The 18,551-nt window shown below is 48.1% G+C and carries 18 protein-coding genes; 7 read left to right on the top strand and 11 right to left on the bottom strand.

Annotation, left to right across the window (positions count from 1 at the left end):
* Nucleotides 1-98: 98 nt before the first annotated feature.
* From METBU_RS25600 to METBU_RS0100780, 4 genes are all read right to left on the bottom strand, one after another.
* Complete coding sequence (locus tag METBU_RS25600; protein ID WP_017838813.1) at nucleotides 99-257, bottom strand: DUF3309 family protein; 159 nt, start codon at nucleotides 255-257, stop codon at nucleotides 99-101.
* A 69-nt stretch (nucleotides 258-326) separates the two neighbouring features.
* Nucleotides 327-470, bottom strand: a complete 144-nt coding sequence (locus METBU_RS25595; protein ID WP_014148969.1) for a DUF3096 domain-containing protein — start codon at nucleotides 468-470, stop codon at nucleotides 327-329.
* 354 nt (nucleotides 471-824) lie between these two features.
* Nucleotides 825-1,226, bottom strand: coding sequence for a hypothetical protein (locus METBU_RS0100785; protein ID WP_014148970.1), 402 nt, complete (start codon nucleotides 1,224-1,226; stop codon nucleotides 825-827).
* A gap of 1,169 nt (nucleotides 1,227-2,395) precedes the next feature.
* A complete protein-coding gene (locus METBU_RS0100780; RefSeq protein ID WP_017838812.1) occupies nucleotides 2,396-3,055 on the bottom strand; it encodes a polysaccharide deacetylase family protein in 660 nt (219 codons plus the stop codon).
* A gap of 886 nt (nucleotides 3,056-3,941) precedes the next feature.
* Here METBU_RS0100780 and METBU_RS0100775 point away from each other — a divergent pair.
* The 4 genes from METBU_RS0100775 (at nucleotide 3,942) to METBU_RS0100750 (ending at nucleotide 7,132) form a co-directional block, all read left to right on the top strand.
* Nucleotides 3,942-4,148: a hypothetical protein gene (locus METBU_RS0100775; RefSeq protein WP_014148973.1), complete on the top strand. Its 207-nt coding sequence runs from the start codon at nucleotides 3,942-3,944 to the stop codon at nucleotides 4,146-4,148.
* Nucleotides 4,149-4,492: 344 nt separating this feature from the next.
* Complete coding sequence (locus METBU_RS0100770; protein ID WP_017838811.1) at nucleotides 4,493-4,921, top strand: TRL-like family protein; 429 nt, start codon at nucleotides 4,493-4,495, stop codon at nucleotides 4,919-4,921.
* A 275-nt stretch (nucleotides 4,922-5,196) separates the two neighbouring features.
* Nucleotides 5,197-6,090 carry an LpxL/LpxP family acyltransferase gene (locus tag METBU_RS0100760; protein ID WP_017838809.1) on the top strand — a complete coding sequence of 298 codons (894 nt, stop codon included), beginning with the start codon at nucleotides 5,197-5,199 and terminating at the stop codon, nucleotides 6,088-6,090.
* A 292-nt stretch (nucleotides 6,091-6,382) separates the two neighbouring features.
* Nucleotides 6,383-7,132: a glycosyltransferase family 2 protein gene (locus METBU_RS0100750; protein ID WP_017838808.1), complete on the top strand. Its 750-nt coding sequence runs from the start codon at nucleotides 6,383-6,385 to the stop codon at nucleotides 7,130-7,132.
* A gap of 89 nt (nucleotides 7,133-7,221) precedes the next feature.
* On the opposite strand, the gene shc is transcribed toward METBU_RS0100750, so the two are convergent.
* Complete coding sequence (gene shc / locus METBU_RS0100745; RefSeq protein ID WP_017838807.1) at nucleotides 7,222-9,189, bottom strand: squalene--hopene cyclase; 1,968 nt, start codon at nucleotides 9,187-9,189, stop codon at nucleotides 7,222-7,224.
* A gap of 911 nt (nucleotides 9,190-10,100) precedes the next feature.
* Between shc and METBU_RS0100740 the strand changes: the two genes are divergently transcribed.
* Together METBU_RS0100740 and METBU_RS0100735 are read left to right on the top strand one after the other, a co-directional pair.
* A complete protein-coding gene (locus tag METBU_RS0100740; RefSeq protein WP_026129953.1) occupies nucleotides 10,101-10,832 on the top strand; it encodes a Crp/Fnr family transcriptional regulator in 732 nt (243 codons plus the stop codon).
* Nucleotides 10,833-11,139: 307 nt separating this feature from the next.
* Nucleotides 11,140-11,853: a Crp/Fnr family transcriptional regulator gene (locus METBU_RS0100735; protein ID WP_017838805.1), complete on the top strand. Its 714-nt coding sequence runs from the start codon at nucleotides 11,140-11,142 to the stop codon at nucleotides 11,851-11,853.
* 123 nt (nucleotides 11,854-11,976) lie between these two features.
* Here the strand turns inward: METBU_RS0100735 and METBU_RS0100730 are convergent, their stop codons facing one another.
* The 3 genes from METBU_RS0100730 to METBU_RS23015 all read right to left on the bottom strand — a co-directional run bounded on the left by METBU_RS0100730 (nucleotide 11,977) and on the right by METBU_RS23015 (nucleotide 15,027).
* Nucleotides 11,977-12,555 carry a PAS domain-containing protein gene (locus METBU_RS0100730; protein WP_235726363.1) on the bottom strand — a complete coding sequence of 193 codons (579 nt, stop codon included), beginning with the start codon at nucleotides 12,553-12,555 and terminating at the stop codon, nucleotides 11,977-11,979.
* Between the two features lie 235 nt (nucleotides 12,556-12,790).
* The gene (locus tag METBU_RS0100725) at nucleotides 12,791-13,612 is read right to left on the bottom strand and encodes an alpha/beta fold hydrolase (RefSeq protein ID WP_017838802.1); all 822 of its coding nucleotides are present in this window, start codon (nucleotides 13,610-13,612) and stop codon (nucleotides 12,791-12,793) included.
* A 263-nt stretch (nucleotides 13,613-13,875) separates the two neighbouring features.
* Nucleotides 13,876-15,027, bottom strand: coding sequence for a PQQ-dependent sugar dehydrogenase (locus tag METBU_RS23015; protein ID WP_017838801.1), 1,152 nt, complete (start codon nucleotides 15,025-15,027; stop codon nucleotides 13,876-13,878).
* On the opposite strand from METBU_RS23015, the gene METBU_RS28595 reads away from it, so the two are divergent.
* Complete coding sequence (locus tag METBU_RS28595) at nucleotides 15,002-15,613, top strand: hypothetical protein (protein WP_017838800.1); 612 nt, start codon at nucleotides 15,002-15,004, stop codon at nucleotides 15,611-15,613. The two genes, METBU_RS23015 and METBU_RS28595, sit on opposite strands and share 26 nt — an antisense overlap.
* A gap of 248 nt (nucleotides 15,614-15,861) precedes the next feature.
* Here METBU_RS28595 and METBU_RS0100710 read toward each other — a convergent pair whose 3' ends face one another.
* The 3 genes from METBU_RS0100710 to METBU_RS0100700 form a co-directional block, all read right to left on the bottom strand.
* On the bottom strand, nucleotides 15,862-16,140 hold the full coding sequence (locus tag METBU_RS0100710; RefSeq protein WP_017838799.1) for a CsbD family protein: 279 nt from the start codon (nucleotides 16,138-16,140) through the stop codon (nucleotides 15,862-15,864).
* An 86-nt stretch (nucleotides 16,141-16,226) separates the two neighbouring features.
* A complete protein-coding gene (locus tag METBU_RS0100705; protein ID WP_014148984.1) occupies nucleotides 16,227-16,409 on the bottom strand; it encodes a CsbD family protein in 183 nt (60 codons plus the stop codon).
* A 366-nt stretch (nucleotides 16,410-16,775) separates the two neighbouring features.
* Entirely contained in the window at nucleotides 16,776-17,825 is a 1,050-nt protein-coding gene (locus METBU_RS0100700) for an AI-2E family transporter (RefSeq protein WP_017838798.1), read from the bottom strand.
* Nucleotides 17,826-18,551: the final 726 nt, after the last annotated feature.

Genomic DNA, 18,551 nt, shown 5'->3' with positions numbered 1-18,551 from the left:
CTAAATCGAAGAGTGCCTTACGCTGAAGCACGAATGTGACACCCCGCATAGAGTTACGGCGCATGAAGATCCATAACGAGCGAGCGGGGTATTACAGGCTAGATGATGCCCATTAAAACTAGAATCAATATGATGATCAAAATCGTCCCTAGCCCGCCGCTCGGTCCGTATCCCCATCCTCGGCTATGCGGCCAGACTGGAATGATGCCGACCAGCATCAGAATAAGAATAATCAGTACAATTGTGCCAATTGACATAGTAGCGCTCCTGTTGGATAAAAAGCATAAGCTTGAAAATTCATTTAGGTCTAGGAACCCAATCACCTACTACAACAGATTATTATGTTGCATTAGCCCCAAGACGCCTCGAACGATCAAATAAACAGCCACGAAGTAATTTAAAAATCTAGGCACCACCAAAATTAATATCCCTATCACAAGTGCCAACATAGGTTCGATTGCAATAGTCATTTCGATCCTTGTCGAGTTAAGAGATATTACAAACTAACGGTAATAATGAACTTAGTCTGTTCGGTATCGAACACATAGCTTCTTAAAACATGACATCCTTAATTCACCGCCGAACCTGATACACTGCTAGCCTATACTCATCGCAGATTAAAATTCGGCGCTGGGGTGCCCGTCAAAGGACGCCGTGAATACGTCCATGTAGGCTCCATGCTGGCAAAGCCTTTGTCGAGCACCCCGGTGCCTCCTTAGTCTCCCGCCGAATTTTGAAGTACGAAAGGTATACTTTCAAAACTTGAATATCTGGTTACGTTGAGCCATTCAGTGTTTTCCTTGTCGGCCGTGACCCGAAAAATCTCAAGGCCGCACGTCAGCTTCCCAAGAAACGCTTGCCGGACACCATTGCCAGATTCCCAGACTAATGATTCTTGTCAGCGCTGTTGGGAAACATGCGCCTCGACCGACGATCACTTTTCGGTTAATCAATTTATCGGAGTCTCCGCACCGACTGAGATAATCATCGGCATTAATCTCATTGAGGTCGGCGTGGGGCATAAAAAATGCCAGTACAGGAATCGGTATGACGGCGATGGAGGAGTCATCGGCACCTTCACTACCGGAGCAATGAATGGTGCCTGCTTCGTCCATTCGCGTGTCATCCTTTACAAGGGTTTGAGAACAGCCGGACAAAACCACGATGGCAATACCCAAGAGTAATAGCAACCGGCTAACTTTGGCTCTTAACATAATATTTTTCATATAACCTCCAACGGTTATGGCGTACTAAAATTCAGCTAAATTACACCATGCGAATTCAATTCCGTTCCTAATTAGCAAGATGCCTCAGCTTGCTGAAGCCAATTGTCCGAGCAGTGGCCAGTCGTAGCCACTTCTGCGGGACGGGTTATTTAACCCGTCCCCAACGTTTCGGTTTGCTCTAAACATTTCGGCTAACTTCGGCCAAAGTCAAAACGTTTAGGACCGGGTTGCAAACCCCGTCCTGCTAGGGATATGCTGATCTTTGGGCTTTAGCTGAAGAAACTTGCTAATCAGGATTCCGTTTGTCATTACGATGAATCGAAACGCTCACGGTCGTTGATACAAAATCTAACACCATCATCAGCACAAGTCTGTACGGTAGCGAACACTCGATATTCAACCAAACGATCATGAAGAGGCTGTCATCACCCCGGATAATGAAAGTACCCAGGGTATGGTCCACTGCCATTAAGTTAAGGATTTTTCCGTTCGCCCTGAGCCTGTCGAAGGGTGAATGGAAAAATCCTGGGTCGATAAGTTAAGCCGTCCATGGTTCGACAGGCTCACCACGAACGGCTTAACTTAATGGCAGTGAGGGTATGGTCAGGGTGCTGTATTTTTACAGCAGAGTTTTGCATATTGAAAAATTAAATAAGGAACGAGCATGAAATAACTTAGACAACGGTTGGAAGGGGATTTGGTGGCTCGATTGACAGGTGTCGGCGGCAGGGATAGCCGCCGTCAAGCCTACACGGACGTATTCACGGCGTCCTGTCAAGCGAGTCACCAAACCGCCACAAAGCCTACTACTTGTATAAGTTATTTTGTGCGTATTCCTAAGCAATCCAAAACTGCGCACTTTCAAAGTAATATACCTTTCGCATTTCAAATTTCGGCAGTGCCTGAGGAGGCGCCGGGGTGCTCGGCAAAAGCTTTGCCGGCATGGAGCTGGCATAGAGCCTACAGGGACGTATTCACGGCGTCCTTTGACGGGCACCCCGGCGCCGAATTTTGATCTACGATGGGTATAACTGATGTTACGAAGAATCATCACTTTTCCCACCGAATGTAGCGGTAAGAGTTTCGGGGTTTGCTCTACATGCAGTAGCGGCGCGTAACATCGGCAAATAATTTGCACCATTCACGGCAAATGAGCGTTTGCGGTTGCATTACAATCGTTTGGGATCAAAATGCACCAGCCGAAAACCTCGTTGCTGAAGATTGCCGACAATTTCATCGAGATGTCGGTAGGTGGTGGGACGATTGTCGTGGAATATCAATAAACAGGGGTGAGGCTTGCTCCACGCCGCCAAAATAGACTGCGTCTTTTGTTGAATCATGGCAACCGTTGCCCCCGGATTAGAATCGCCTACCAATTCCCCCATGACGATCTGATAGCCTAATCGATCAGCCGTTTCACGCACATGGTTATTGAGAATCAAATAGGGCGATCGAAATAGACGCAAGTCCGATTTACCTAATACCCTTTCATGAATGGCCTCCCACTCGGTAAATTCGGCGAGCACAGCCTTCTTCGTATCCAGCCAAGGCCATCGAAACCATGGATGATGAGTCGTATGATTACCGATAATATGTCCTTCCTGTTTGATTCTCCGGGTAATTTCCGGATATCTTGCGATGCTGCCCTTTTGAGTCCAGAGTTCGTAGGGTGCGTAATAAAGCCGCCTTCGCCAAAAATCATCGGGCGCATCGGCCAGCAAGAAAAAACCGGCTTTTACCGGTGCCCCGTCAGAAGCCTTAAGTTTTGCCAAACTATCCAACACGCGCTCGGTTGTTTCGGGCAGCGGCCCATCATCAAAGCTGAGCATAAACTCGACACTTTTCGTTGGTGTGTATCCTCGCAGATAGTTCTCGTCCCATCCTGTCACACAGCCAAATAATAGACCCGAGACCACTAGGACTAACCAAATAATAGACTTCTTGATTACGTTGATTTTTTAATTACCTTTCAATCTAGAAAAAATCAGGCGAACACGTGGAATCCGTTCGTTCTGAGCCCTTCGGCTAGGCTCAGGGCGAACGGGATTTAGAATGCTCAACTGATTTTTTAGGTTCAATTCAATAGTCACCTCGCCTAGGCAGTCGTTCATATGCCCAACCTTTTCCGATCAGCAAATATCAATCTCAGAAAACGAATTCGTCCGGAAAAATAGTTAAATTAGCGGGTGGATATTATACCTTTCGCACTTCAAATTTCTTCGGTAGTGTCTGAGGAAGCGCCGGGGTGTCCAACAAAGGCTTTGCCAGCATAGATCCTACATAGATGCATTCACGGCATACTTTGACGGCCCCGGCGCCGAATTTTGATCTACGATAGGTATATATCCGGAAAACTTTCGCCAGTATGTACGATAGCGTACAGACCAATAAGCATCCGATACTTCACTATATCTCTCAGAGCAGATATAAAAAGCGAACCGTTTCTTGCATCCCCAACCGGATCTAACGATCCAAGTCTTATGTAGATGCCTTACGTTAATCATGTATCCATCCAAGACCAAGACAGGCACGCAAAGAGATCACGCCGATTTAGAACAGGAATCCGGTATGCCTTCAATTTCTCCTCGAGGAAAGTTGACTAGACCAAACTTTACCTTTGAATAATTTATTAAATTATTGAAACTATTTATATTCTTTAGATGGACCTTGATATTACTTTTTATTATGAAAAATCATTGATCAGAGGTATCGACAATGGAAAATCAACCGATAGAAATCACAAGCCAAGGGCAGTCCACGTTCATCGAAATGCTAAGCGGTGAATTTATTTCGCAAACCGGCATTGGCGTTTACGCCTATCTTACACCGCTTGCGATCGACAGCTTATTCCAACAATATTTACAACACAAAGAACCACTAAGGGCATTCACAAAGCAATTAGTGAAAACCGTCTTAGCTTAATTGCAGCCAAAAACAGCCACCGAAGAACGCCGAAACCAATTTTCATACCTTGCTTCGGACATGATATACCCATCGTAGATCAAAATTCGGCACCGGGGGGCCAGTCAAAGGACGCCGTGAATACGGTCCCCGTAGACTCTATGCCAGCTCCATGCTGGCAAAGCCTTTGCGAGCGCCATGGATGGCGTGTATTAGGACAATGCAGGAGCGATTGCCGAGGAGCGAAAATCGACCTAGCACAGCGGCGCCTTCTAAGGCACTACCGAAATTTGAAGGGCGAAAGGTATATTTTCAGAAACGCTAATCCCACACCTCACAAACTATCAAAATTTTGGAGAACAACGATGACTTTGGATCAAATTGAAGACAAATCGGTAATATCAAAAGAGAAATTCGGGGAAACATCGAAACTTGACCTGAGCCATTCGGGAGAGCGGATGCGGCCATCCATGAGAGCAGGGTTGACGCTTGGCGTGATGAGTCTCGTAGCCGGACTCAGCGGTTGCATGATTGTCGATGCGCCGATTAAAGGCGTTTTAGGTACCGAAGTCATCTGGGGCGACATTGCGACCGGGGAAACTACCGACCCAGCCACGATGAAGGAAGGCAAAGCCTGCGCGGAATCCATACTTGGCTTGCTGGCCCGCGGCGATGCTAGTGTTCGCGCGGCAAAGCAAAATGGCAATATCACGGAAGTCACTTCAGTGGATCACTCGGCGAGGAACTTACTCAACATCGTCGGCGAGTGGTGTACGATCGTCAGAGGCCATTAACCCCTTTTACGTGATGGCAACGAAAGAAAGGTCACTGCGAATGAACTCCGGTTCACACCCATCTGCGCAACACAGAATGAGGAGTGACATAGCCAATTCGTATACATCGATAAAGCCCCGCATCAACCGGCTTATGAGCAACAAAGGCAACACAATCGTCATTGTGGGGCAAGCCTACCGACTGAAACCCATCCCTCGCAAAAACGATCCGGTTTGTTTCAGCTGCAAACTCCTCGGTCGTGAGCAAGTTTTCGGCCCCTTCTGCATCGCGTCCCATGAAACAGGCTTGGCTTGAAGTACCGGAGCGAAGCAGCCTGTTCTGGTTAAACACCATCAAATGGATCGCCTTGCGGGCCGGGCGATGGTTGTCGCGTCTCCTACTTTACCCGATCACAATCTATTTCGTTGTGTTCTCGTACCGCGCCCGCTCGGCATCCCGCAACTTTCTGCGAAAGGTTTTGGGCAGGGATTGCGGCTGGGCCGAGGTATTCCGGCATTACCACACCTTCGCCCACACGTTACTCGATCGGGTTTACATGTTTGCCGGACAAGGTCAGCGATTGGATATTCGCATCAAAGGCCTGGAAGTGCTGGACGAATACGCCCGTTCCGGGCGCGGCTGTCTGCTCGTAGGCGCGCATCTCGGCAGCTTCGAAATCATCCGTGCGGTAGGAAAATTACAGAGCGGATTCCATATCAAAGCGCTCGTTTATGGGGAGAGTACGCCCCAAGTTACCGGCATATTCCGAAAGTTGAACCCGGCATTGTTCGAAGATATTGTCTATGTGGGCGATATCGGTTCCTTGATTGGGCTCGACGAGCACGCGCGCCAGGGCGGTCTCATCGCGCTATTGGGAGACCGCAGCGTGCGTGCCGACAAACGGATACGCTGCGAATTTTTCGGCGAACCGGCATGGTTTCCAGAGGCTCCTGTCTTGCTGTCTCGAATTCTCGACATGCCCTTGGTTACGTTCTTCTGCCTACATCGGAATGACGGAGGCTACGACGCCTGGTTTGAACACCTGGCCGACCCGCCGCGGGTCGACCGAAACCAGCGGGAAACAGCGGCTCGTTGCATTATGCAAAACTACGCCAACCGCCTGGAATATTATTGTCGACTGGCGCCGTATAACTGGTTCAATTTTTATGATTTTTGGAAGGACGAATAGAAACGCGGCTAATGCCTTATTGCCTGACAACAATTCGCTAAGGAACGAGCATGAAATAACTTCATCAAATGTCGGAAGGGGGTTCGTTGGCTCGATTGACAGGTGTCGGCGGCAAGGCAGATTTTTGCTCCTGCAAAATCTGCATTCATGCCATCCTTGGCAATCAGATTCCGCCGTCAAGCCTACACGGACGTATTCACGGCGTCCTGTCAAGCGAGTCACCGAACCTCCACAAAGCTTACTGTTTCGCGAAGTTATTTTGTGCATATTACTTATGAATGGAGAGATCAACATGAACGGAAGAGACAAATACGTACTGGTAATCCCAGCCTATAACGAATCCGCCACCATCCGCGAGGTAGTGCAAGGCGCCTTACGGCATCTCGGCACGGTGATTGTCGTTGACGACGGCTCCAACGATGGCACTGCGGACAAACTCTCAAATTTACCGGTGACATTGCGGCGCCATCCCGAGAATCTGGGAAAGGCGGCAAGCTTGTGGAACGGCATGCAGACCGCCTTGAATCTCGGCGCGAAAGGAATCGTCACCATGGACGGGGACGGCCAGCACGATCCGGCAGACTTGCCAAGGCTCTTGATGGCGGCAAAAGTCCATCCGGACAAACTGGTGATTGGCTCACGCCTCTGGAACCGAGACGTGATTCCAAAGGCGCGCTACCGGGCCAACCGTTTCGCCAACTTTTGGATCGCCTGGGCCGCAGGACAAACCATCGAAGACAGCCAGTCGGGTTTCCGCGTGTATCCGGCACAATTGATCCGACGCTGCCGATTCGTATTGGGCCGGAAACAGAGCTTCGTTTTCGAAAGCGAGATCATCATCGAAGCCGCCCGACACAGATTTCCATGCGCCTTCGTACCCGTGAGTACAAGCTATCCCGATAACGCCAGACCCAGCCATTTCCATCCGATGAACGATATCGCTCACATCACCCGCATGGTGGCCTGGCGATTGTTTATTCAAGGCTTTTTTCCGTCCGGATTATGGCGAAGCCTTAATGGCAGCCAAAGTCTAAAACTGTGAAAATTATTGTGCTTTCACCTATCGAAGGTATTTCGACACTTTCGCGTAAAACGTCGGGTTACGCTATCGCTAACCCGACCTACGCAACTTTATGATATAAAGTCCCCGCATTCGTTGCGGTAGCGCCCTAGCGCCCAGAGCGGAAAATATTTGTCGTAACCGTGATATTTCAAATAAAAAAACTTGGGAAAACCCGGCGCATTAAAGCCATCGTCTTTCCAAAACCCATCGTCTTGTTGGTTTTTCAAGAGATAATTTATTCCCGATTTAACTTCGGGGCAACCCGCCTCGCCGGCCGACATCAAGGCCAGCAGCGCGAGCGCGGTATGAAATGCCGAGCCGGTTTCGCTTTCGCCGCGAACCCCGACATCGTGATAACTATCATTGTCCTCCCCCCAACCGCCGTCGGCACGCTGCTTGGATTTTAGCCAAACCACAGCTTTACGAATGTGGGAATCATGCTTCGAAATACCGGCGCTTTCGAACCCGGTCAATACAGACCAAGTTCCGTAAATGTAATTTGTTCCCCACCGACCGAACCAGGATCCATCGGCTTCCTGCTGATTGCGCAAATAGGTAATGCAGGTGTCGATAACGGCCCGGTATTCCGGCTGTCTATCGACCAGTTTGCTCAAAAACATAACGCAGCGACCGCTGACATCGGCGGTAGGCGGGTCGAGTAAAGCGCCGTGATCGGCGAACGGTATATGGTTGAGATAGCTATGCGTATTGTCCGCGTCAAAAGCGCCGTAGCCGCCATTGGCGGATTGCATGCCGGCAATCCATACGCCTGCCCGTTCGATATTTTCGGCAAACTCGCGATCGCCGGACTCTATCATCGCCAGCGCAACCACCGCGGTATCGTCGACATCGGGATAATGGCTGTTGCCGAACTGAAAAGCCCAGCCGCCGCCCGGCAGATTGGGCCGTTGCACCCGCCAATCGCCCGGTTCGTTGCTCAATTGCCGACCGGCCAGCCAATTTAAAGCCTTAGTGAGCGATTGTTCGGCAATCGGATCACGCTCGCGGCGATCGACTTCCTGCAGTACCAGCGTGGCGAGTCCGGTATCCCAGACCGGTGAAACGCAAGGCTGACAATAAGCCTTATCCGGCTTGACAACTAGCAATCGATCGATCGCTTCCCTGGCGATACGCCGCCGTTCATCGTCGGCAGGAATCCCTAAATAATCCATGGCCTCATAGGCATTGACCATGGATGTAAAGATAGCACCCAGTCCATCGTACCCATTCAATCGGGACAAAAACCAATCGCGAGCCTTGATCGTTGCCTTGCGGCGAACGAAACCGGGAATCAACGGTTCCATCAAGCGGCCCATGCGGTCCGCGGCCAATATGGACTTGCCTAGCGGTGTTTTGACGTGTGCAAAATAATTTTTTTCCGACTCAGGCTGCGTGATAAAAAGCTCTGAAATCCCCACGTTATTCGGATTACGAGCCTTGACTTTATAAGTACACAAGATGAATAAAGGCACCATTACGGTACGGGACCAATACGAAACTTTATCGATATGGAACGGAAACCATTTCGGTAAAAGCATGATTTCGACCGGAATAAAAGGCACGCCGCGCCAAGGAATCTGCTCGAACATCGCCATCATGATACGCGTAAAGACGTTAGCCTTGGCGCCGCCGCCCCGAGCCAGTATCCAACGGCGCGCTTTGACCATGTGCTGCGCTTGAATCGAGTCGCCGGCCAATTTCATCGCGTAATAAGCCTTGATCGTGCAACTCAGGTCTCCCGGTCCGCCTTTATAAAGCGGATAACTGCCGTCCCGGTCTTGTTGTTCGTGGAGATATTGAACGATCTTGGCCTGGAGCCTTGCATCGATTTCACCCATGAAATGCATCATCAAGATGTATTCGGAAGGAATCGTGCAATCCGCCTCAAGCTCGAAAACCCAATAGCCTTCCTCGTTTTGCAGCTCTAAAAGCCGCGCCTTGGCGCAAGTTATCGCATCGTTCAAGCTCAAACGTGGATAGGACAGGCTAGTCGATGAAGCATCCTGATCAGGATGAAAAATGGTCTCTATTAGCATGGATAGTTTTTCTGACTTCCCTTTAGTATTAGCGGTATCAGACCTGAAATAAAGTCGGTGGTGCAGGACAAAAAAAACTGCAGCAATCAATTGCCGCAGCGAGCCGGGAGGAGCGCAATAACAAAAATGAGTTTTATGATGGATTAAGTTAAGCCAACCTTTCGGCAGTCCGTACCGGAATATACCTTTCGCACTTCAAATTTCGGCATTAGCCAATGGAGGTGCCGGGGTGTTAGGTCGATTTTTGCTCCTCGGCAATTGCTCCTGCATTGCCCTACTACACGCCATCCTTGGCGTAATGCAAAATCGACATTCACGCCATCCATGGCGCTCGCAAAGGCTTGGATAGCATGGATGCTATCATAGAGCCTACATGGACGTATTTACGGCGTCCTTTGACGGGCACCCCGGCACCGAAATTTGACAAGCAAAGGGAATAACGACTTAACATAATGGCACTGTTGACCAGATATGTGCCGCTGAGTTATCACGCTGTATTGCCGATTTAAGCCATCCCGGTAACATTGCTTATATGTCTGCAAATTAGTTTTCTGTCGATACGTTACTTTGAGGTAATGATAACAGTGACTTTTAAATGTCGTCGGTACGCTGCCGCACATATAACCATTTCCGGTTTTTAAGGATGCTTCCTTCTATACCCGTGGATCAAAGTTCGGCGCCTCTTCAGGTACAGCCGAAATTTGAAGTGCGATAAGGTATACATGCACTTGCCGACAATTACTCCTCTCCGTTCACTTGCACCCCTTAAAGTTCTCTGCTATAAATTAGCAGCCTTAATTCCATAAAAAATACCCGGCTTTTTCTATAAGCTTATCGAGGCTACGAACCGGTTCGCCACATAAACTATTCGTAGAATTTCCCTTTCCATGACTATCTAGTTTTGATTACTTATGACCGATGCATGCGATCCTCGACAAAACCATCTGCTCAACTTGCTGCCCTCAAACCAATATGAGCGGATAATACCTCATCTTGAAGGCGTATCCATGCGACTTGGCGAAGTCCTTTACGAATCCGGGGGCGAATTGAATTATGTCTATTTCCCCACGAATTGCATCGTTTCGCTGCTTTATGTCATGGAAAATGGCGCTTCGGCAGAAATTGCCGTAACCGGCAACGATGGTATTATCGGCGTTGCGATATTCATGGGCGGAGGAACCATGCCGAACCGTGCTATCGTACAAAGCGCTGGACATGCTTACCGACTTCGAAAAAAGGTGTTCATGCAGGAATTTAACCGATCGGGCGGCCGCCGCTCGAGTGCTTTGCAACATCTGATGCTTCGTTATGCTCAAACCTTGATCACTCAAATGTCGCAGACTGCAGTTTGCAATCGGCATCATTCGGTGGATCAGCAGCTTTGCCGATGGCTATTGCTCAGCCTCGATAGACTGCCTACCAATGAATTGCGCATGACGCAGGAGCTAATTGCCAATATGCTTGGCGTTCGCCGGGAAGGTGTCACGGAAGCCGCCGGTAAATTACAGAAAGCCGGATTGATCGAATACAGCCGTGGGCGCATCATGGTAATAGATAGACCCGGATTGGAGGAACGCGTCTGCGAATGCTATGACGTCGTAAAAACCGAATTCGATCGTCTGCTTCCCTCCCCTCCGATCTAAACGCTGCGCTCCTTTTCTTACTGAATAATCGTCCAACTTGTTAAAATTTGATGAAGGCATTTATGGGCGTTAGCGTACAGACGCTAGAAAGCTTATCCGTTAGTCTAATTTCCACTTACGGAGCCATCCACTGACATCAACCGATGTGCCGAGCCTTAACCGGTTATTCATTTCGACTACGCTCACCTGCTCCGAAGCGTCGCGTCATTCTTATCGAACCTATGTTTTTCTAATTAAAGAACATAGGTTTTCAAAAAATGTAATGACTTGAGTGATGAAAATCTAAGAGTTCCAGGAGAGCAACCCCGTGCAGACCTCCAAAGCCGGCCCAGCTAGTAATCAACTGTTGACGGCACTACCCTGCAAGGATCGGAACCGGTTGCTCGCACATTGCGAACCCATCGATCTTATTTTTGCCGAGGTACTCTGCCGTCCAGGAGATCTCATTACACACGTTTATTTCCCGACCGGAAGCTTTATTTCCCTGGTAACATCCATAGACAGCTCCAATTTGGAGATAGGAATGGTCGGTAACGAGGGGCTTTTCGGAATTACTCTGATGCTGGAAGTCGACATCGCCCCGTTTCATGCAGTAGTCCAAGGAGCAGGCCCCGCGTTACGCATTACAGCGGAGGCATTTCTCCATGAACTCGAACAAAGTCCCGCACTACAAAAAGAGCTAAAGCGTTACCTCTGTGCATTGATGAGACAACTTGCGCAAACGGCCGCATGCTCGCAATTCCATAGGGTAGAAGCCCGCCTCGCGCGTTCGTTGTTGATGATTCATGACCGGGCGCATTCCAATACCTTCCATGTCACGCACGTAGGTCTAGCCTATATGCTAGGCGTAAGGCGCGTCGGTATCACCAGAGCTGCGAATTCACTACAGCAGCAAAAACTTATTAGTTACAGACGAGGAAACGTTAGGATTATCGACCGACCAGGTCTAGAAGCCGTTGCTTGCAGTTGTTACCGAGCCGACAATGAAATTTATGAGCGAATGATGAGATGTAGACGCTAGACATTTTAACGAAATCTTTCGAGCCCAACATAGATTCACTAGCTTCCACCCCGCGGCCGCTAGAACCGATAAATGTCGACTTCAATAACATTTACCGATTGATCAGGGATATAAGAACACCGGTCATTCGATCTGTTCGAAAGAGGCATCTTGTTGAGTAATATCGGTCAAAGCGACCCGCAACTTCGAAGAGGCATCCAAAGATTCGCGATGCAAACAATCGAGATAACCGGAAAAAAGAGTCCCATCGGCACGCATCATCGTTAAACCGAATCTTTGCTTTTCCCCTTCAGGTTTTTCCTTCATATTCAAAAACAGTCGATACCAACGGTCACTGTCCTGAGGAGAAACAAACTTAGAGAAACGGCTATTGATCAGTTTAGCGCGATCGACACCCAACAGTGCCGCCCCGGTCAAGTTGATTTCGCTAATCAAACCATCCCTGTTAACCGTAATGTAGGCGACCGGTGCGAACTCATAGAGATCGACATATCGATCCAGCGCATCTTCCAGTAAGGTGCGAGCTTTTCGTAACTCCTGATTTTGCAGCTCCAATTCAATCTTATGAATAATGAGCTCATGCATCAAAACTTCGCTAGGACGGGCCGATTTTTCATCCACTGATAAGCTAGCCACCATGGATTCCGCTTCTTTTCTTAGCGATTTACGAATCTCAACCGCCTCCATCTTTTTCTTCATCATTCATGCCTCTTTGCTGACTCATCGTCGCTTATACCTTCAGCCGTCGCTTGAACCGGAAAAAACGGCCGTTTATTTGCTTTGCCGACAATGCGGCGCGCATCCGGATTTTATCAGTTATCGCCAAGAGGATGCCAGGATTCTCGACTGGCCAGTCTAGAAGCGGCGACTTGCGGATGTTACCAAGCCGATAAAGACATCAACAAGTCAATTCTGCGTTGCAACTTACCCTGTCCGCTCAGATGTCGAGAAAGGCAAGCAAGTCGGTATTCAGTTGTTCTTTATGTGTTTCGGCCAAGCCATGCGGGCCGCCTGAATAAACCTTTAGAGTCGCATTTTGAACAAGTTTTAACGACGCGTGCGCCGATGCGTCGATCGGTACAATCTGATCGTCGTCGCCATGGATAATCAAAGTCGGCCTATCGCATTTCTTGAGATCCTCGGTAAAATCCGTTTCGGAAAACGCCCTGATACAATCCAGTTGATTCTTGAGGCCGCCCTGCATGCCTTGCAACCAGAAGGCTTCACGCACGCCTTGGCTAGTTTTGGCGCCCGATCGGTTAATGCCGTAGAACGGCGCCGTGAGATCCATAAAGAATTGTGAGCGGTCGGCGGCGACGCCGCTACGAATATCGTCAAACACCTTGATCGGCAAACCAGTCGGATTATTGTCCGTCTTGACCATCTGTGGAGATACCGACCCTATCAGCACGACCTTAGCGACACGTTGACTGCCGTAACGACCGATGTATCGGGCAACTTCGCCGCCGCCGGTCGAATGACCTACCAAGGTAATACCGTTCAGGTCTAGGCTTTCAATAAGTTCCGACAAATCGTCCGCGTAAGTATCCATGTCGTTACCGTTCCATGGTTGACTCGAACGGCCGTGACCGCGTCTGTCATGCGCAATGCAGCGGTAGCCGTGGGATGCCAAAAATAACATCTGGCTTTCAAAGGCATCGGCGTTGAGTGGCCAACCGTGGCTGAAGAAGACGGGTTGTCCAGCACCCCAGTCCTTGTAATAAATCTCTGTTCCGTCTTGGGTGATAATAGTGCTCATGATGAGTTTTCCTAATCTGAGTGAGTTAAACAGTTATCGTCATTGTCGGACCTGATTAGCAAGATGCTTCAGCTTGCTGAAGCCAATTGTCCGAGCAGTGGCCAGTCGTAGCCACTTCTGCGGGACGGGTTATTTAACCCGTCCCCAACGTTTCGGTTTGCCCTAAATATTTCGGCTAACTTCGGCCAAAGTCAAAACGTTTAAGACGGGGTTGCAAAGCCCGATAGGCTCATACTGCGTCCGAGCCTTGCCAGTTGCTATTCTTAGTGCGCGGCTTGCGATCGGGTTGAGGCAGTAGCCGTGGTTGGCGGCGCCGTTACACGCCAGATAGTATTGCCGACATCATCAACGACCAGTAAAGCCGATTGTTTGTCGAGCGCAACCCCCACAGGCCTACCGTAAGCTTCACCGGCTTCACTAACAAAACCCGTCAATACTTCGATGGGCTCACCGAAAGGCTTGCCAACACGAAAAGGGATGAAGATGACCTGATAGCCGCTGCGTGGCTTGCGGTTCCATGAACCGTGCTGACCGATGAAAACCCCATTATCGAATGGCGCCGGCCAAATGGAACTTTTTGAATATGCCAAACCGAGTGAAGCGGTATGAGAACCCAGCGCATAATCCGGAACCCTTGCCTCAGCGACTAAGTCGGGCCGCTGAGGCTTAACGCGTATATCCACATGTTGGCCAAAGTAACTGTAAGGCCAACCGAAGAAGCTGCCATCGGGTACCGATGTCAGATAATCCGGAACCAAGTCGCTCCCGAGCTCATCGCGCTCGTTGACTACGGTCCAAAGCGCTCCGCCATCCGGCTCCCACGCAAGTCCATTAGGATTGCGCAATCCCGATGCGTAAATGCGGTAATTGCCGTTCCTAGGATCCACCTCCCAAATGGCAGCGCGACCGACTTCTTGTTCAATTCCACTTTCGGCAATATTACTGTTAGAACCCACTGTCACATAAAGCCTTGCACCATCTTCACTGGCCAAGAGGTTTTTGGTCCAGTGGTGATTGATTGGCCCAGCCGGCAGATCCAGAACCTTGGTGCCCGGTTGAGTGATTCGAGTTGCGCCTTCGGTATAGTGAAACTTCACCAGCGCATCCGTGTTCGCCACGTAGAAATCGTTGCCGACCAGCGCCATGCCGAACGGCGAGTTGAGTCCCTCGATAAACACCGTTCGTATTTCCGCTACACCGTCGCCATCGCTATCTCGCAGCAAGGTGATGCGATTAGCGCTCGGACTAGCTGCGCCAGCCTTTTTCATCGCCCGCTTCATCATCCAGCCTTTGATGCTCCAACTATCGTCGGACTGTTGCGGCGCATTGGTCTCGGCAACGAGTACATCTCCATTCGGTAACACATAGAGCCAGCGCGGATGATCGAGATTGCCGGCAAAGGCATTTACGGTCATACCAGGCGCCGGCACAGGTTTTATATTTGATGGCCAGCCCACAGCCTTAGCGATGTTTACAGTGGGAATCAACGTCGGGTTGGGTGGCGGTAATTGTGGATTAGGACCGATACCCGCAGAAATCGGCAACAGTGCCGACTCGCCGCATGCGGTCAGCACTGTCGTCATTACCGAGCATAAAAAAACTATCCTTGGATACCACATGGCCTTAATGCTGAGCGCTTATCATTTTCCGGCAACTGTCGGCACATGCTTGACACGCTTCAACACATTCGTCCATATCGCCGATTTCCTTGCAATCGGATGCGCACGCTTCGCAAATCTCGGCGCAAACTTCGTGGAGGCGATGCTGGAAACGAGAGCTACTCAGTTGGAAATTCGCCGAGGTCTGGCAAATCTCGGCACAGTTCATCATCAGACGGAAATGTTCGGCCTCGACGTGCTTTCCGCCGGTTTCCAGGCAATGATTCATAGCGGTTTGCAAGCAAACCTGATGGCAACGCGTACAAGTCTCTATGCAGGCTTGCATAGCGGAATCGGTGTGGGAAGATTGATGCATGGGATACTCCAAAGAAAAGTTAAATGAAAGTGTGTCGTCTTGATTGACACACTCCACGCTTTATGAAAGTTGTTTTATTTATATACCCTTCGTACTTGAAAATTCGGCAGCGACTAAGAAGGCTCCAGGCTGCTAGGCCGAATTTTGATCTTCGATGGGTATAAGCCAAAAAGGAATAGTAATATTGCCGATGAGCAAAAATCCGTTTTTGGAGAACTGATTAATCGCAGCAGGATTGATCAGGTCAGACGCTCTCTCATCAAAGCTGACATTATTTAATTGCCTTCCTTAATATCCTTTTTAATATCGCCATAGCCTTTCTGGATCTTGCCTTTATTCTTTTGAATATTTCCTTCTATCTCCATACCTTTGTCGTCCAGTAGCTTGCCGGTGCCTTCCTTGACTGTCCCCTTCATTTCTTCGACGCGGCCTTCTACTTGATCTTCGTTCATGGGGGCTTCAATTTTGCTATCTTCGGCATAAGCGTTTAAGGATAAAAGTGCCAAAATGAAACCAGCCGATAAAACGCTGAGTTTGTTGTGTGTATGTTTCATGATTATTTCCTGTAATAATGTTGGGAATCTTAGCGCCCTCGAACAGTTAGCCCGTCATTCAGGGCTCACTGCGCGATTCGGTATTTCTAGTTATCAGTCGCCTTCTTAACATCTTCTTTAAGATCGCCATAACCCGACTGAACCTTGCCGCGGCTTTCATCGACCTTACCTTCTAACTCCATATCCTCGTCATCCATGACTTTGCCACTGACCTTTTTGACTTTACCTTTGGCCTGTTCGACCCGACCCTTTACTTGATCTTTGTTCATGAGAGTTCCCGATAGTTGGTTGAATGGTTATTGAGCAATTTCCGAAGTTATTCCGGCGCTCGAATATAATCGTACTCATAATACTGAATACAGTCGGTACGTCACCGCACATTGAGTTTTATTATTAACGACTAGTGCTGGAAAAAAAGGGTAGGAGAGATAAGGTAATTGTTAAGACCTTGCATTTAAAACAAGTTGTAACTTTGCGTCCCCCTTTGAAAAAAGGGGATTGAGGGGGATTTATTTAAAAAATCTCCCCTAGCCCCTCTTTTTCAAAGAGGGGGACTGAATACTTACGGTGGATGTTTTCAATTATTACCGCATACAGCGTCTTATTTAAAACGCGGCAAGCGAATTCAATAATTGTTACCGTTGACTTGCGATATTTTCTTTTCCCAATATGTCCCAACACGTAACGAACAATGCCGCGATAATAGGGCCTAATACAAATCCTGTTAATGAAAACCAAGTTAATCCACCTAGAGTGGATACGAGTACCAAATAATCTGACATTTTAATATCTTTACCTATTAGCCGGGGCCTTAGAAAATTATCTATCGTGACAATAACTAAAACAAAGACTGATAATAATATGAGTGCTCGTATAGTTTCGCCCTGTAAAAATAAAATTAATGCAGCGGGAACCCAAATCAGAATGCTTCCTACGGGCAGCAAGGATAGAACGACCATGATCGTACCCCATAAAAAGGCCGTGGGAATACCAACAAACCAAAATACCAACCCTCCAATAACTCCCTCAATAACAGCCACTATTAATCCCCCTTTAACAGTACCCCTCGCTACGCTGGTAAAACGTTTAAATAACTCTATTTCTATCCTATCGCCTATCGGAATTAGTGAAATGAGTTTTCTTATCAAATAATGACCATCCCGTAACATAAAAAACAGCATGTAAAAAGTTAACGAAAATTGAACGATAATACTCAATATGTTCTGAGTTAATATGGGGACTTGTTGTGCTAAATATTTTACTGCTTGAGAGAATATGTCTCCTACTGCCGATCCCATTTGCTCAACACTGACAGCTTCAACATATGGAATCTTATTGAATATTGGTAAAAAAAGCTCGAGATTATCTTGAAAATAAAGCTGTGGATTTATTTCTCCGCTTTCAATTTTTTTATAAAAAGTAGTGCTTTCTTCCGCAATCATTAAGGTTATCGTTAAAATTGGAATGATAAAAACTATAATAATCACCACCAGGGTCAGAAGCACAGGCAGTATTTCGGTATTTTTAAAATATTGTTTGAACTTTTTATGAATAGGATCAAAAACTATAGCTAGAATGATTGCCCAAAAACAAGCTAATAAGAAATCCTTGATTAAAATAAAAAAAGACACCGTTACTAGCAAAATAAATATCAGAAATAAAATATATGGGGTATTCTTTTGCATTGAAGAAACCTGTGTCAAAGGGATCGAGTATTCAAACCTAGCTGGCAAAACAGGCAATTCAGATGTAATTATTCACATCTCGTCTATCATTCCCATGTTCCAGCGCTCAACTTTATACATAAGTTAAAAAGTAAGTATTCAGTCCCCCTCTTTGAAAAAGAGGGGCTAGGGGAGATTTTTTAAATAAATCCCCCTTTTTCAAAGGGAGATGCCAACAATACGCCTGGATTGCGGTAATTTGCCAACGAGGTCTGAATACTTACGCTAAAAATTACCCTTTTGCAATCTTAGCCAACGAGACCTCGATACTATTTATTGTCACTTAACGCGTAACTATTCAGACGTAATTATCCCCCCATAAGCGCAACTTAGCGTCTATCCTATGGTGCGTTTATGGCTTTATTTGCCATATCGGTATAGGTTGTTGATATCCATATTACATGAATGTGGTGCTACGCATTGCCATCCGTGGCCCTGGATTCCGCCAATCCCTGGCGGAATAACGAGCTCTTTCCTTAAGTTGGCGCTTATGATTATCCCCCCTTATCGTTCCCACGCTCTAGCGCTCATCGTTATACATAAGTCAAAAATTCTCTTTTGCAATCTTAGCCAATGAGACCTCGATGCCATTTATTGCCACCCAACGAAACCGGCTTCGAAATCGCGATCATGGGATCGCTCCCACAGAGCATTTATCGCCCGCCCCTGTGGGAGCGACGCCTTCGT

The sequence above is a fragment of the Methylotuvimicrobium buryatense 5G genome (genome assembly GCF_000341735.1).
Taxonomy (GTDB): Bacteria; Pseudomonadota; Gammaproteobacteria; order Methylococcales; family Methylomonadaceae; genus Methylotuvimicrobium; species Methylotuvimicrobium buryatense.
Note: the sequence above shows the minus strand (reverse complement) of the source record. Positions and strands in the feature narration are given on the sequence as shown.